Here is a 16,090-nt window from a genome sequence, read left to right as displayed (position 1 = left end):
GATACCCTCTTACTCAATATATTGTCAGAAACGAAGAATAATTTCAACTTTTTAAAATTTTATTGAATTAATACTGAAATCTATTCTTGAACCGATTTTTCCTCGGCATAATAGCCTCTGGAATCGGCTTTGTGATTAGGCTTACAAAGTAGCTTATATTGACTAGAAAAACTTCTAGGATTCACGGTTCGACCAACTATAATGTATACTTAAAAATAATATAAATGTATAGGAGAACAGTATGCGAATTAATAAATATTTAAGTGAAACAGGCATTGTATCTCGTCGAGGCGCAGATAAATGGATAGCAGAAGGTAAAGTTACGATTAATGGTGAGCTTGCTACAGTCGGCAGTCAGGTTGAGGCTGGTAATCTGGTTTGCGTTGATGGAAAAGAGGTAAAAAAAGAAGAACAGCTCGTTTATATTGCCTTAAACAAACCAGTAGGAATTACAAGCACAACTGAACGTCATATAAAAGGGAATGTCGTTGATTTTGTCAATCATCCTCTTCGTATTTTCCATATCGGACGACTAGATAAAGAATCAGAAGGGCTATTATTATTGACTAACGATGGGGACATCGTCAATAAGATTTTACGTGCAGAAAACCATCACGAAAAAGAATATATCGTGCAAGTCGATAAACCTATTACAGAGCAATTTATAAAGAAAATGGGCGCTGGTGTAGATATTTTAGATACTACAACCCTGCCTTGTCATGTTGAAAAAATATCTGATAAAGTCTTTAAAATCATTTTAGAGCAAGGCTTAAACCGTCAAATACGTCGTATGTGTTCAGCGCTTGGCTACTCCGTTAAACGTCTACAACGCATTCGTATTATGAATATAAAGCTTGGCAATTTAAAAGTTGGACAGTGGCGCGATTTAACAGACAAAGAACGAACAGAACTATTCAAACTACTTGAATACACACCAAAATAAAGCCATTTAAGGGGATGGGGGGAAATCACCCCCTCGTTTTGCCGAAGAGTCATACCTTATTAATTTGACACCTTAATTTCATTAATATAATCATTTTTCAATAGCATAAGCCGTCTTAAATGATTTTGAGACGGCTATTTTTCTTCTATTCTAGAATTGTCGTGTAAGCCATTTTTCGAATAACTTCCTCGTGCTGTGGATAGTCAGCTAATAACTCATCTTGTGTAAATAATTCGAAATCTTCAAAGTCAAAGCCAGGTGCAACCATACAGCCTACTAAACTAAATGTATTTGCATCCTCTACGGATGAGCCAAATATAGTATTTTTTGGTACTGCAATTTGTGGTACTTCTCCTGCCTCTACATTTAAGCCAAGCTTCTTCGCCTCATATGTACCATCTGGGAAAATCATATGGACAGTTAGTGGGCTGCCAGCATGATAATACCAAAGCTCGTCCGATTTCAAACGATGCAAATGCGATATATCCTGTGAACGTAGTAAGAAATAAATACTCGTATAAATTGGTCTCTGTATATCTCTTACAGTCATATCATCCGATGCCCGAAACGAGGATATATAGTACCCGCCTTCAGGATGCTCTGCTAAATTTAAATTTTCAATAAAATATTGTGCTGAATACTTCATAAAACATCACTCCTTTCTTCCACATTACCAAATAATAAAAGATGAAAGCTACTCTTATTTTGTCACTTTGATAAGTGGTATCCGTCGTTTAGGCCTTTTTTTCCGTCGCTTTGATTGTTCTATCCGTCGCTTTGGCACTGCTTTCCGTCGCTCTTGCCCTTCTATCCTTCACTTTAACATTTCTATCGTCGCCTCACTCCTCCGTTTATACGAAAAAAGGCGTCTCAGAAATTGAGACGCCTTCTCCCTCTATAAACCACCTAAATAAGCGGCCTTTACTTGGTCACTCTCTTGAAGCTCTTTTGCTGTACCTGATAATACAATACGTCCCGTTTCAAGTACGTACGCACGATGCGCTACTGATAATGCCATATTCGCATTTTGCTCAACAAGCAATACAGTTGTGCCCTCTTTGTTGACTTGCTCAATAATATTGAAAATATTTTTTACCATGAGTGGCGCAAGTCCCATTGAAGGCTCATCCATTAATAACAATTTCGGTTTTGCCATTAATGCTCGCCCCATCGCTAACATCTGCTGCTCACCACCGGATAATGTACCTGATTGCTGTTTCCGACGTTCGAAAAGACGTGGGAATAGTTCAAACACATGATCCATATCTTTTTTGATGCCAGCCTTATCGTTGCGAAGATATGCGCCTAGCTCTAAGTTTTCCTCAACGGACATATTGGCAAAAACGCGACGCCCCTCTGGAACATGTGAAATACCTGATTTTACTATTGTCTGTGCAGCCTTCCCTGCGATAGAGAAGCCTTCATATTCAATGATGCCACCCTTTGGTTTTAATAGGCCCGACAATGTTTTTAATAATGTACTTTTACCAGCACCATTTGCACCGATTAACGTTACGATTTCACCCTCATTTACTTCTAAAGAGAGGCCCTTTAATGCTTGAATATTACCATAAAATACATCTATATTTTGTACTTTTAGCATTAGCTGATAACCTCCTCTCCAAGGTACGCTTCAATTACCTTTGAATTGTTGCGAATTTCTTCTGGTGTCCCATCTGCGATTAGTTGACCGTGATCGAGCACATATATACGTTCACATATCCCCATAACTAAGCTCATATCATGCTCAATTAGAAGAATGGTTAAGCCAAATTCCTTACGAATAAACGCTATTAATTCCATTAAATCTTGCGTTTCCTGCGGGTTCATCCCTGCTGCAGGCTCATCCAATAAAAGTAGCTTAGGTTTTGCAGCTAGGGCACGAGCAATTTCTAAACGGCGCTGCATCCCATAAGGTAAATTTTTCGCAAGCTCATCCTTATAAACATCTAGACCAAAGATTTTTAGAAACTCAATAGATTGATGCTCCATTTCTGCCTCACCTTTAAAATGATTCGGCAAGCGGAAAATGGAAGACCACATAGAATGCTTTGCAAGCGAATGGTTCGCTACCTTAACATTATCTAAAACAGATAGCTCCTTAAATAAACGAATATTTTGGAACGTACGGCTAATACCTTTTTGTGTTACTTGATATGGTGCAAGCCCGTTCAACTTTATACCGTCAAATGTAATCGTGCCCTCCGTTGGCATATACACTCCGGTAAGCATGTTAAAGCTAGTTGTTTTACCAGCACCATTGGGCCCTATAAGACCTACTAGCTCTCCTTGATTTAGGTACATATTAACGCCCTGTACCGCCTTTAAACCACCGAATTGAATACCCATGTTTTCAACATTGATAAGAAGGTTTCCAGCCATTATTTTGTACCTCCTTTTTTACCAAACTTAAATAAGTCCGCAACTTCTTTTGTTCCCATTAACCCTGTTGGGCGATATAGCATTACGACTATTAATACTAAACTGTAAATAATCATACGTGTTTCTGGGAAGTTTGCTAGATATGCTGAGACTACTGTTAAGAAAATAGCTGCGATGACAGATCCAGAAAGACTTCCTAAGCCACCAAGAACTACAAAGATTAAAATATCAAATGATTTTAAGAACCCGAAAGTTGTCGGTTGGATAATGTAAAAGTTATGTGCAAAAATGGCCCCTGCAAGGCCGGCGAAGAAGGAACCTATCGCAAAAGCTACAACTTTATAGTAGGTTGTATTAATACCCATTGCATCTGCCGCAATTTCGTCCTCACGAATCGATATACATGCGCGTCCATGACGTGAATTCGTAAAGTTTGAGATAACTAAAATTGTTAGAACAACACCTATGAATGCATAAGACCAGTTTGATAAATATAGAACCTGCATCCCTGCCGCGCCACCAACATAGTCCGTATTTAAAAAGATAATACGTATAATTTCCGCAAAACCAAGCGTGGCAATTGCTAAATAGTCACCCTTTAAACGTAATGTCGGAATACCTACGATTAAACCTGCTACCGCTGCTGCTAATGCCCCTAAGAAAATAGCTAATGGGAACGGAAGCAATAGCTTAGTTGTAATAATTGCAGAAACATATGCCCCAACTGCTAAGAAGCCGGCATGCCCAATCGAGAATTGACCAGTAATCCCAATGACAATATGCAAACTGACCGCAAGCATGATGTTAATACACATTGTGATCAACATATTTTGATAGTAAATATCGAGAATGTTTGTTGAAATAAGGATTTGAACAACTGCATAGATGACTAGCGCTAATACGGCATAGCCCCAGAATACTTTAGACTTTTTCATCATTACCGCTCACCTACACTTTCTCACGGGCATTTTTACCAAAGATACCCGATGGTCTGAAGATTAAAATTAAAATTAAAATAACGAATGCCGCTGCATCGCGCCATAAAGAGAAACCAAGTGCACTTACTAATGATTCCACTACACCTAGCAACATACCGCCAACCATAGCGCCTGGAATAATCCCAATACCACCAAGTACTGCAGCGATAAACGCTTTAACCCCTGGAATAACACCCATTAATGGATCTATTTTCGTATAGTAAACACCAAAGATAACACCTGCTGCACCAGCTAGAGCAGAACCAATCGCGAATGTTGCTGAAATTGTATTATCTACGTTAATACCCATTAAACGTGCTGCATCTGCATCATGAGAAACTGCACGCATCGCTTTCCCGATTTTAGTTTTATGTACGATGAATTGTAAAAGAATCATCAGTACAATTGCTACAGATAAAATTAATATTGATGTACTACCGATTTGAACCCCGAAAACATCAAATGATTTATTTGTAATAACTTCTGGGTATGCCGCCGGTTGCGCCCCTCTGAAGTAGATCGTTGTATATTCAATTAGTAGCGATACACCTATTGCCGTAATTAAAGCTGCAATACGTGTGGCATTTCGTAAACGCTTATAAGCAATACGTTCAATTAAAACACCAAAGATTGCACAGACCACCATCGCCAATAATAGTGCTGGGAAGAAGCCAAGCTCCCATTTAGCAATTGCGTAAAAGCCAATAAATGACCCAATCATGAAAACATCGCCGTGGGCAAAGTTGATCAGCTTAATAATCCCGTATACCATCGTATACCCTAGCGCTATTAATGCGTAAATACTACCTAGTGAAATACCATTCACAAGCTGCTGTACCCATTCCATGAGCGTTCACCCCTTTTATTTTTTGAAAAATGCAAAAATAGAATTTATACTACATGTTATTATTGAAAATAGAGTAAATTGTGTCGTCTTTAAAAAATTTTTTTCATGGTCTATCTAGCAATCTCGCTTTAGAAAAATTGCGTCCAGATTTTGAACACTGTAAAGGAACTATATCCTCATTCATCTCACCACCTTCAATAGCGAGAGCCTTCATTGAATGAAGATAAAACATAAAAAGGAAGGCGTGTTTACCCGCCTCCCCTTGCTCAAGAAAACATTAAGGATTAACTTTAGAGTTGAACACTTGTTTACCGTCTTTAAATTCAAGAACTGTTGCTGTTTTAATTGGGTTATGGTTTTCGTCAACTGAGAAAGTACCTGTTACTAAAGATAGATCTTTTGTGTCAGCTAAAGCATTTTTAATAGCTTTCCCATCCGTAGAGCCTGCTCGTTTAATAGCATCAGCAATGTAGTAAATTGTGTCATAGCCAAGTGCATTGAATGCATCTGGTGCTTTGTCACTGTTCGCTGCTTTAAATGCCTTTACGAAATCTTGGATCTTTTGATCTGGATCTTCTGCAGAATAGTGGTTTGTGATGTACGTGTTATTCAGTGCTTTCCCTCCAGCTAGTTCTACTAAAGTAGGTGAATCCCAACCGTCAGCCCCCATCAGTGGAACATCGATACCCATTTCACGCGCTTGTTTAACAATTAAACCAACCTCTTCATAGTATCCTGGGATAAAAATAAAGTCTGGTTTAGCTGCTTTAATATTTGTTAATTGTGTACGGAAGTCAGCATCCTTAGCTACATACGCTTCTTCTTCTACAACTTTCCCACCATTTTTAGTGATTGTATCTTTAAATGATTTTGCTAAACCTTTTGCATAGTCAGACGCGTTGTCCGCGAAAATAGCTACATTTTTAGCTTTCAATTCACCCGAAGCGAAGTTCGCTGCTACAATCCCTTGGAATGGGTCAATGAAACAAGTACGGAATGCATACTCGTTAACGCTATCATCATCATTAACTGTAATATTAGGAGCAGTACCTGAACCTGTAACGATCGGGATTTTATTGCTGTTAGCAATTTGAACAGTAGCAACTGTATTACCAGAAGTTGCTGGAGCTAGCATTGCTACTACTTTATCTTGTGTTGCTAGTTTAAGAGCTGCCGCAGTAGCCTCTGAGTTTTCAGATTTGTTATCTACTTTAATAAGCTCAATTTTTTTACCGTCGATTCCGCCCTTATCATTAATTTCTTTAACTGCTAGGTCTGCACCTACACCAATCGAAGAACCATAAGAAGCTACGTTCCCTGAAAGCTCTAAGTTTGCACCGATTTTAATAGTATCACCGTCAGAAGAACCACCACCTGATGATGACCCCCCTCCCGAACTTGAACTATCTCCGCCACCACATCCCGCAAGAACTCCTGCAAGTAGTGAAGATGCAACTAGAAGTGAGCCAAACTTTTTAAGCTTTTTGTTCTCTCTCATAATTTTATTCCCCCTAGAATTTTCTCAAATATTAGATATTTCAGATAATTATAAACAATTAATAGCATTTGCTCAATAACAAAAATAGCCAAAATTATAATTTATAACTATCTATCTTTAAGTGAATCAAAATATTATTCATTTAGGACTTTTACATTGTAAAACATTCCTTATATTTAGTCTAGAGTGATTTTTCTGTATAATTAGTAATTTGTGAATTATCTATTAATTTATTATGAATATTCATACAAACCTATCATTTCTGATTATTTTTTTCGATAAAGTCTCGTAAAAAGAAGTCATAAATTGCATGATCTAGAGTATCAGGCATTAAAATGGTTGTATTTATATGAAACCACAATAACCATTTATTACCTGGGGAATAAGAGGAGTAGAGGGAGTAATCATCGTTTGTTTACTTTTAGTCGCTAAACCTTCATCAATTATGCCTTGGTATAATTGAGCCCGGAATCGGAAAGAAGTAAAAAAAACTTAAAGCTGGACTATTGCTCAGCTCTAAGCTTTTTTTAGTGCAAACACACAGAGGCGTTCGTTAATATTTGTTTCATTTTCAAGATGGACCTCATGGATTAATTCAAAAGGTGTCCCATGATGTAAAAACTGCAAATAATCATATGGTGGGTAGTATAAAATTATATGAATTTCGCGCATATGCAGTTCATAAGACTTCCAAATATTATGAATAACTGTACGGAAAATATTGATTGAAAACGGATTAAAGAAAAAGAAAACCGTGTCGCATGGTTGTATAGCATAGTCTTCCGCTATTGAATGAATAAAGGAAATCGGAGCTTGAGCACTCTTCTTTTGAAGATAGCTCTTTTTATTATTCTCAGCTTCTGCATAAAAACCTGCATCCATTTCTACCCCAATTGTAGGAATATGAAATTTATCATGTACATAAATAGGGACTCTCCCTTTTCCACATCCCATATCGATAAACACTGGATGATCAGGCATTTCATACTCCGAAAATAATTGTTCTAAGCCAACATACGGTGTTGGTTCATAGCGATGGTAATGAGCAAGTTTAGGGAAGCCGTATTGTTCGCCCACCGTTTTAATATGTAAATATTTATCAAATTGATGTTCATTCATACTATTACTCCTAAAAAAGAATGATTAATTTTACCACGATAAAAAGGAAAAACCATACCCAAAAGTTTTGGATATGGTTTTTTTTAACGACCTCTTCGGTTAAATTTTAAAACAAAGAGCAGTGCAACTATTAACAACGCAAAACAAACAATCGCTGTAAGAACTGTATTTTTATCGATAACGGTTCCTTGCTTTAGTTGCTCATCGCCTTGGTTCGGCCACATAGGTCCTCCATTTTGGTCAGGTCGTTGCATTGGGCCACCATCATTTGGTCTTTCTCCCTTATTATCGCCATTTTGATTAAACGGAGGGGCTTGTGAAGGATCAAAATCCTCTGGCATTTGATTCGGATCAAAGTCATCTGGTCTTTGCATCGGAATGTTCATGTCACCCATTTCGCCCGGATTAGGCATTGCCATATTCTCTTGTGTTGTTGCTTCCACAACAAGTTCCCCCGACAGCTGCTTTAAAATAGATTCGGAGCGCTGCTTTGCAAATTCAGGGAGACTCTTTTCCCCTTCTACCGCTTCTATAAATTGTTCTGTTGTAGAGAATTTCGTAGGGTCTGCTTCCACATACGTTGTTAATAGCAATGCCAATTTTTTGGTAATGTTTTGTACATTATCTTCTGTTAAGTAATTAGTCGCTATCTCTTCTAAATAGCCTTCATATTTAGCACGATACTCTTCATTGGAAAGTAAGGCGTTCAATAGCGGCCGCTCCTCTAAAGTTGTGCCAGATACAGGTGTAGTCACACTAAAGTTAATAGCGCTATCTTCCATCAAATCCCCAGACAATCCAAATCCCATATTGAGTCCACCCTGATTCCGGTCAGCATTTGGCTGTTGCTGTTGACCATTATTCGGAGGCTGCATTTCGGATTTATCATTTATCTGTGCATCATTAGGTGCTTTTATATCGGCATTGTCTCGGATTTTATTGTTGCCACCCATTCTACCACCAACACCAAAGCCGCCAAACGACATATTAAAATCCCATGGTATAATCGAAAACATACCATTTTCCTCATACAAATAGTAATTGTGTTTCATAGTTCCCTGATAACTATCAAGATTTACGAGTGCTGTGTTCATAGCAAAGTAACGCAGCATTTCATCGACATCAATATATTTTTCGATATTACCGCCATTATTAATGGCTTCAATCATTTCAATGAATTTTGATTCATCGACATTGCCTTCGTTCGTTTTTAAGCCAATTCCCGTATAATCAGCAATATCATCACTAATATATTTTAAATCACTGCCTGTCCCATCTGGCTTAAACAAAAATCCATCATTAGAGCCGTAGTTATTTGCCAGGAATGTTTCATCCACCGCTTCTACCCCTAAAAATAAACCTCGATCCTTACCATTCACTGTGACATACATATATGAATGAGCGGGTGTAGGCAATCCCATTTGTTCCATGAGCTCATAAGAAACATATTCTCGCATTAATGTTGTATCACTGAAATTATTGTTTAAATTTAATTTTTTCAAGCCATATAAACTTTGTGTATCATCGTAATAATCGAAATCTATTTTTAAGCTATATCGATCTGAGTCGCTATTTACAATCGAGTTCAGTGATGAACTTCCTTTTGTACGAATAGCCACATTCTCTATTCTCTTGCCATTTACCGTGATATTAGCTTGCTTCAACTCCTTATCTGCTGCACTTTCTAGCATGTCTGTCCAATCTTCCTCGGCTATTTCAATATCTAATGTTGTTACTTTATTTTTATTAAATACAATAGTCTCATAGGAAAACTCGGTATTTTTCGTTTCAATGCCCGCGTTTGGAAGCACAGCAAATACAACAACAAAGAGGAGTAGCAGAATTGCCATACAAATATAGACAACCCGTGTTTTAATCATCATCTGCACCTCTCTTCATAGTAGAAAACTCCTCCAGAGTGGTTACTAAGCAGTGAAATTACCATCATAACTAAGCATTACTGCTGATTTTACTCCAGGTACTTTTGTAAGATTGTCCATCAATTTTGTATCATTTTGTTTAACACGAACTTCATAGGTTGTTTCAATGTCAACATCCGACATAATAGATTTTGATTTTAAAGCGAATTTTTTAGACTGTGCCGCAATAATACGCTCTACTTCCTCACATGCATAATCTTCTTCAAATTTCACAATTAATAAATATGGATTTTCCACAGTAATTTTGTTTACAAACACTAGTAATACAAGACCAATTAAAACTGCGCCAATAATAACAAGTGGAATAAATCCTGCACCACAAAGAATCCCCGAAACTATTGCCCAGAAAATATAGACTAAATCCATAGGATCTTTAATAGGTGTACGGAAACGCACGATTGATAGCGCACCAACCATACCTAGCGATAACAGCACATTTGAACTTATTCCCATAATCACTAGTGCTGTTGTCATTGTCATAATGAGCAGCGAAATATTGAAGGAATGTGAGTAAATCACTCCGTTAAAGGTTTTCTTGTAAACGGCGTAAATAAACAGCCCCACAAAGAACGCTACAACTAACCCTAAAATTGAATCTATTAATGAAAATGATGCTGTTTTCTCTAAAAAGCTGGATTTAAAAATATCGTTAAATTTTATAGTATCCATTGTTTAATTCTCCTTTATACGTACATACGACTAAGCTGATATTTCGAATATGCTTCAGCACGTGTATCTACTGATTGTAATAAGTACTTAATAATATCTGGCAAGTACTCATCATATTTCACTTCTAAAATAACTAAGTTTGGCTCAAGTACATCAACCATCGGCAGTTTCGGATGAAACATATCTGTATTACGTAAGCTCGATTGTACTTTACTATCAAATGTGACACGCACATTTCCAAAGGGATAGATGTAAGCCTCTCGCTCGTAATCAACAACTGTCATTGGTTTCAATTGGTGATACTTCATTTCCTTATATAAATCTTGTATTAACGCTCGTTTGTCTTTCTCCATCCAAGCGATATCCCCAACGCGCATTTGTTCAAATTCCTTTTGAGATATGGCACACTTCGTTTTAAACGTTAAATTATTACGTTTACTTTTCCGCTCCAAATTTATAATCTCTGTGGACTTACCATAAATTCGTACTCGATATTTATCTCGATTGATAAAGCCCTCTTTTTTCTCATTTAGGACCTTGTTTGCAAAATTATCGAAGTATGTGCTGCGAATTAAATACTTACCATTCATCCCAGCATGCTTGTCTAACTGCATCACATGCCGAAGTTTAGTTTTTAATAATGCATAGTCCGGATAGGAGATGGCCTGTTTAATCTCCTTTCGACCGTTAGGGTTAAACGAAGTAAGAGTTGGCATATAGTTCACTCCTTACATTTTTTCAATTTTGTATTGCTCTTGCTTTTCAGCTAACCAAGACGCATACTCTTCATTTATGCGCTCCTCAAGCACCGTTGCATAAACTTCATCTTTTAGATCTTCGAATACTGCCTCTTCTGCCGGTACTTTATCGGTTACTTTAATAATGTGATAGCCCTCTGATGTTTGTACGATGTCGCTGATGCTACCCTTTTCAAGGCCAAACGCTACTTCCTCAAACTGCTCCTCCATTTGTCCTCGGCTAATATAACCTATTTCCCCGCCAGCCTCATTCGTTGTTGTATCAATTGAATAAGTTTTTGCTAAATCTGCAAAATCCTCACCGGCTTTTATTTTTGCTAGCACGTCTTTTGCTGTTGCTTCATCCTCCAATAAAATATGACTGGCTACGACCTCTTCCTTTTGTCCATAACTATCCTTATTGTCTTCAAAATATTGAGCTACTTCCTCATCTGATATGTCGATGCTTGTAGCAATAACATTTTTTGTAAGTTGATACATACGAATATTATCCTTCACACTTTGCTCAGTCAGTCCATTTTCCTCTAGTGCTGCTTGTAAGGATTCCTCTCCGCCATACGACTCCGCTAACTCTTCATACTCTTCTTGAATACTGTCCTCAGATACAGAAACACCCTCTTTTTTCGCCTCTAGCTCAACTATTTTATTGGTAATTATTGTTTCTAGTACCTCTGTACCGTATTGTTCACGCAATGCGTCATCTAATTCTGTTTGTAAAATCTTTTCACCGTCAACCTTCGCCACATAATCGTTACTCTCACCACATCCAGCTAGTAGGATTAATAATGCAGCAGGTAAGGCGATCATTCGGAAAAACCTTTTGTTTGCGGCCATCCTTGATCCCATCCTTTCTTTTGGTTTCTCGTTTACAATGCCTACTATAAAGGTCTAATGTGTCAGTCAGATGTCAGCTTTAACATTTCCTTCAAAATTTTTTACAAAGAAAAAGCTACTACGCCTTTTAGAGCGTAATAGCCTTTTTTAGTGTTATTTCAAAGCATGTTCCTGATGATTTACTGTTAATTAAGCGTAAATCACCACCTATAGATTGCGCCATCATTTTACTAAGTGATAATCCTAAGCCTAACCCACGGACCGCATATTTTTTATTTTCGCCTCTATAAAAACGCTCAAAGATAAATGCTTGATCTTCTTGAGGAATACCGTATCCAGTGTCCCTTACAGTAATTGATACAGCATCCTCTTTTTCCATAAGCTTTACGGTAACAATCCCTTCTTGCATTGCCTGCTTTGCATTCGTCAATAAATTCGTAACTATTTGCTGTATTCTTACAACATCAGCGTGTACATCAGCAGATTCTGTAAGGAGATCCGTTTGTATCTTAACATTTTCATTATCCTGCATGACTTCCCATTGTGCTACAGCATCACGTACTAATTGATTAACACTTACTGTTTCAAGCTTTACTGGAATTGCATCTACCGCAAAATGATTGTAAGCTAGCAAATCACCGACCATCGTTTTCATTTTCGTCGTTTCTACTAGCGCCATTTGAATAAATTCACTAGCGTCTTGACCTGTAACGACCCCATCTTTCACTGCCTGCAATAATCCACTAATTGATGTAACTGGTGTTTTTAGCTCGTGGGTGACGCCTGCTAATAGTTCCGTTCGAGTCTTTTCTAATTGTTCTAGCTTATTCGCCATTTCCTTAAAAGAACTAACGAGCTCATAAATTTCTTCTTCCTTAATATTTTGAGGCAAATCAAATGTATAGTTTCCTTCTTGCACTTGCTTTGCGGCTTCGGCAACTTGTTTTATTGGATACGCTAAACGTTTTGATAAAAAATAAATAGCACCCCAACCTAATACAGCAAGTGCTCCAATTAATAATGCCAGTTGTCCATATGCTTGGTTAACCTTCGTTAAATTGTCCTTTTTCTCTAAGACAAGCACCCAGCCAACTACCTTATTGTCCTTTTCAAGTTTTCGTTTTACGACATATTGAGCTAACTCTCGTCCCTCACTCGTTAAAGTTATCTTCTTTGTCCCTTCTTCACTATCCAGTAAGTTGGCAACATTTTTTTCATTCCCCGGAGGCATCGGTCGTCGATTGTTGTTTACTATATTGCCTGCCGTATCTACAACATATAAAACGGGATCAAATTCTCGCATAGTAGATCGCTCACGGTTACCAATAAACTCTGGAATCCCCCCCATAGATCCATAAGTATCTGTTAGGCGAAATACAGTCTCGTCTGCTATAAATTCCATCATCTCTAGTCGATTTTGAAACGTCGTATGTCGAATCCATGCCGCAGAAATAAAAGAGATAATAGCTAGACCTACAAAGAGCGTTAGTAAATAGCGGCTTGTCCAATAGTTGCGTAAAGATACTCGCTTATTTTTTGTGAACACTTAGCTGATACCCCAATCCACGTAGTGTCTTTATTTCTCCCTCTTCCTCATCCCACTCCTTAAGTACCTTTCTGAGTCGCTTCACAGCTAAATCCACCGCTCTATCGCTACCTTCATACTCCCATCCCCAAACTTGATCGATCAGTTGATCACGTGTAAATGTTTGATTTGGGTGTTCTGCCAAAAATAAGAGCACCGATAAATCTCTAGGCGTTAAAATAATTTCTTCTCCTTTAAGTAGCACTCGGTGGCCTTTCATATCAATCTCTAGCTCACCAAAGCGTTTTATTTCTGAAGATCTATAACTTCCTTCAGCACGTCTTAAAACTGCCTTTACTCTTGCTACTACCTCATCAGCTATAAATGGCTTTGCAATATAATCGTCTGCACCTTGATCAAAACCCTCTAATCGATTATTTACATCGCCTAATGCCGTTAGCATGATCACTGGACAAGAGCTACATTCTCTAATTTCCTTTAAAATGAACCAACCATTTTTTTCTGGTAACATAATATCGAGTAATACTAAATCAGGCTGCACCTTTTGAAATATATCCAATGCCTGTCCACCATTAAAACATTGCACAACATCAAAGCCTACTTTTTTCAAATATGCCTTCAAAACTTGACTTATTGCATATTCGTCTTCTACTACTAATATTTTTGCCATGTCCTTCACCTCGTTACCAGCTCATTCGTATTTTCATTATATCATCGGATTATGTCAGTTAAATGTCAGGAGCTAGTGCGTCTGTTCATTCTTATAGCGAAGTATATTTCCATGTATGGTTCCAACACTTCAAATATCGAGCTATTTACAATCTAAATCTATTGACAATGTCTTCCTAAGCCAATTATCATTGATTGCGAATGATAATCATTGATAATTCATTCGTATAGTAGATTTTTTTAACTAAAAATGATTAGGGGGGAAAAGCATGATTGTTGTTACAAATCGTATTCAAGTCAAACCCGGCTTTGCTGCAAAAATGGCACCGAACTTTACAAAACCAGGTCCTCTACAACAGTTTGAAGGCTTCCATAAAGTAGAGGTACTAGTTTCAACTGATGATCCGACTTATGACGAAATGAGCGTCAATATGTACTGGGAGACAAAGGAGCATTTCCAAGCTTGGCGAAATAGCGATGCATTCGCTGCGGCACATCACCGTCCTGGACAAAGCTCTGAGGGTGGAAAACCTGAAAACAGTCCAATGATCGGTAGCAAAATAGTTATAGCTGAATTAGCTTCTTCAATTGAAGCATTACGCTAACTTTTAACTTTTTCAGCAGGTGTCCAAACTCCTGTACCTGTCGCTACGCTTTCGGTACGTGTCGGCCCTCGTGCAGGCCTAAGCACAAAGCCGATTCCGGACCCAATTATGCCGAGGCATAATTGATTTTATATCTCCTATCCTCACTATTTCCGAGGAAGCGGGATAATAACTAACATATCTTCTGATTCTATCTAAAAAAAACCTGCATTTTTAAAAATGCAGGTTTTTTAATACTTTATCGCATGAAAATAACTAAAACATATCCAAGTATTGATAAACAAACCGAACCGATCAGTCCGGCAATAAACGCCTTTACACCTAATTGTTTAAAGGTTTTTATGTCTACATTTAAACCTAGTCCGGCCATTGCCATGCCGATTAAAATATAAGCGATATTTACAAATGTTTGCGCTACATTAGCTGGTACGATCCCTAATGAATTAATAGCACTCATCGCTAAAAACCCGAGAATAAACCATGGAATGATTGACAGTGAAAATCCTTCCTTTTCCTGCTTCTTGTCCATTCTCCGATATAAAATACCGATGACAATGGCTACTGGTACAAGCAATGCAACACGTGTTAGCTTAACAATAACCGCCATATCAATTGCTTCATTCCCACCAGCAGAGGCTGCTGCAATAACATGAGCAATTTCATGTAAAGTGCCTCCCGCAAAAATACCATATTCAGTAGGGGTTAAATTAAATACTGAGTATAACACCGTATAGACTAATGTGAATACAGTCCCTAATAATGCAACAATCGCTGCGCCCACTGCTGTCTCTTTTTCATTTGCTTTAATTTGAGGAGCAATAGCGACAACGGCAGCAGCTCCACAAATAGCTGTGCCACAAGCTGTTAATATACCGAGTTTCTTATCGACATGAAATACCTTCGTTAAGCCATATACAACAAGTAAAGCAAATACTAGATTAATAAACGCAATAAGAAAGACACTCGCTCCAGCATTGTAAATATCCATTAAATTCAAACGCATACCTAATAAAATAATGCCGAGGCGTAATAATTTTTTACTTGAAAATGTGATGCCTGTTTGCCAAGTATCCTGCACCTTAAAGGCTGCTCTCCAAGTCATACCTAATATAATGGCAATGACAAGCTGCCCTAATATTGAGAAGAACGGAAATGTCGAAATATACTTCGCCACTAAGGCAATAATGAGTGTCAACAATATCCCCTTCATAAACGCAGGGGTCAGGAAACTTTTTAACCTACGTTGTCCATTATCCATATTGTTCACTTCTTTCATCCTTGATGATTAATACTTTATTAGAAA

The 16,090-nt window shown here is 37.8% G+C and carries 16 protein-coding genes; 2 read left to right on the top strand and 14 right to left on the bottom strand.

Annotated features, from left to right (window positions below; all coding sequences use genetic code 11):
* The first annotated feature begins 241 nt into the window (after nucleotides 1-241).
* Complete coding sequence (gene rluF / locus ABNX05_RS13575; RefSeq protein ID WP_349660237.1) at nucleotides 242-943, top strand: 23S rRNA pseudouridine(2604) synthase RluF; 702 nt, start codon at nucleotides 242-244, stop codon at nucleotides 941-943.
* A 145-nt stretch (nucleotides 944-1,088) separates the two neighbouring features.
* Here rluF and ABNX05_RS13570 read toward each other — a convergent pair whose 3' ends face one another.
* The 13 genes from ABNX05_RS13570 to ABNX05_RS13510 all read right to left on the bottom strand — a co-directional run bounded on the left by ABNX05_RS13570 (nucleotide 1,089) and on the right by ABNX05_RS13510 (nucleotide 14,183).
* On the bottom strand, nucleotides 1,089-1,589 hold the full coding sequence (locus ABNX05_RS13570) for a cupin domain-containing protein (RefSeq protein ID WP_349660236.1): 501 nt from the start codon (nucleotides 1,587-1,589) through the stop codon (nucleotides 1,089-1,091).
* A gap of 249 nt (nucleotides 1,590-1,838) precedes the next feature.
* On the bottom strand, nucleotides 1,839-2,546 hold the full coding sequence (locus ABNX05_RS13565) for an ABC transporter ATP-binding protein (protein WP_349660235.1): 708 nt from the start codon (nucleotides 2,544-2,546) through the stop codon (nucleotides 1,839-1,841).
* Complete coding sequence (locus ABNX05_RS13560; RefSeq protein WP_349660234.1) at nucleotides 2,546-3,325, bottom strand: ABC transporter ATP-binding protein; 780 nt, start codon at nucleotides 3,323-3,325, stop codon at nucleotides 2,546-2,548. Before ABNX05_RS13560 ends, ABNX05_RS13565 begins: the two co-directional genes overlap by 1 nt.
* Entirely contained in the window at nucleotides 3,325-4,260 is a 936-nt protein-coding gene (locus ABNX05_RS13555) for a branched-chain amino acid ABC transporter permease (protein ID WP_197142666.1), read from the bottom strand. The genes ABNX05_RS13560 and ABNX05_RS13555 overlap by 1 nt, the downstream gene beginning before the upstream one ends.
* Nucleotides 4,261-4,273: 13 nt before the next feature.
* Nucleotides 4,274-5,149 (bottom strand): branched-chain amino acid ABC transporter permease, encoded by an 876-nt coding sequence (locus ABNX05_RS13550; protein WP_349660233.1) that lies wholly within the window; start codon nucleotides 5,147-5,149, stop codon nucleotides 4,274-4,276.
* 277 nt (nucleotides 5,150-5,426) lie between these two features.
* Entirely contained in the window at nucleotides 5,427-6,647 is a 1,221-nt protein-coding gene (locus ABNX05_RS13545; RefSeq protein ID WP_349660232.1) for an ABC transporter substrate-binding protein, read from the bottom strand.
* 516 nt (nucleotides 6,648-7,163) lie between these two features.
* Entirely contained in the window at nucleotides 7,164-7,766 is a 603-nt protein-coding gene (locus ABNX05_RS13540) for a class I SAM-dependent methyltransferase (protein WP_349660231.1), read from the bottom strand.
* A gap of 83 nt (nucleotides 7,767-7,849) precedes the next feature.
* On the bottom strand, nucleotides 7,850-9,649 hold the full coding sequence (locus tag ABNX05_RS13535; protein ID WP_349660230.1) for a CotH kinase family protein: 1,800 nt from the start codon (nucleotides 9,647-9,649) through the stop codon (nucleotides 7,850-7,852).
* A gap of 42 nt (nucleotides 9,650-9,691) precedes the next feature.
* Nucleotides 9,692-10,375 (bottom strand): DUF4956 domain-containing protein, encoded by a 684-nt coding sequence (locus tag ABNX05_RS13530; RefSeq protein ID WP_349660229.1) that lies wholly within the window; start codon nucleotides 10,373-10,375, stop codon nucleotides 9,692-9,694.
* 14 nt (nucleotides 10,376-10,389) lie between these two features.
* Nucleotides 10,390-11,091 carry a polyphosphate polymerase domain-containing protein gene (locus tag ABNX05_RS13525; RefSeq protein WP_349660228.1) on the bottom strand — a complete coding sequence of 234 codons (702 nt, stop codon included), beginning with the start codon at nucleotides 11,089-11,091 and terminating at the stop codon, nucleotides 10,390-10,392.
* Between the two features lie 12 nt (nucleotides 11,092-11,103).
* Nucleotides 11,104-11,967, bottom strand: a complete 864-nt coding sequence (locus ABNX05_RS13520) for a peptidylprolyl isomerase (protein WP_349660227.1) — start codon at nucleotides 11,965-11,967, stop codon at nucleotides 11,104-11,106.
* 127 nt (nucleotides 11,968-12,094) lie between these two features.
* Nucleotides 12,095-13,513: a sensor histidine kinase gene (locus ABNX05_RS13515; protein WP_349660226.1), complete on the bottom strand. Its 1,419-nt coding sequence runs from the start codon at nucleotides 13,511-13,513 to the stop codon at nucleotides 12,095-12,097.
* Nucleotides 13,497-14,183, bottom strand: a complete 687-nt coding sequence (locus ABNX05_RS13510) for a response regulator (protein WP_349660225.1) — start codon at nucleotides 14,181-14,183, stop codon at nucleotides 13,497-13,499. Before ABNX05_RS13510 ends, ABNX05_RS13515 begins: the two co-directional genes overlap by 17 nt.
* A gap of 268 nt (nucleotides 14,184-14,451) precedes the next feature.
* Here ABNX05_RS13510 and ABNX05_RS13505 point away from each other — a divergent pair, with 268 nt between their 5' ends.
* Nucleotides 14,452-14,787: a heme oxygenase gene (locus ABNX05_RS13505; RefSeq protein WP_349660224.1), complete on the top strand. Its 336-nt coding sequence runs from the start codon at nucleotides 14,452-14,454 to the stop codon at nucleotides 14,785-14,787.
* Between the two features lie 238 nt (nucleotides 14,788-15,025).
* Here the strand turns inward: ABNX05_RS13505 and ABNX05_RS13500 are convergent, their stop codons facing one another.
* On the bottom strand, nucleotides 15,026-16,045 hold the full coding sequence (locus ABNX05_RS13500) for a YeiH family protein (RefSeq protein WP_349660281.1): 1,020 nt from the start codon (nucleotides 16,043-16,045) through the stop codon (nucleotides 15,026-15,028).
* Nucleotides 16,046-16,090: the final 45 nt, after the last annotated feature.

It is taken from the genome of Lysinibacillus zambalensis, assembly GCF_040183165.1.
GTDB classification, from domain to species: domain Bacteria; phylum Bacillota; class Bacilli; order Bacillales_A; family Planococcaceae; genus Lysinibacillus; species Lysinibacillus zambalensis.
The sequence above is the reverse complement of the archived record's forward strand: the minus strand, read 5'-3'. Positions and strand labels throughout refer to the sequence as shown.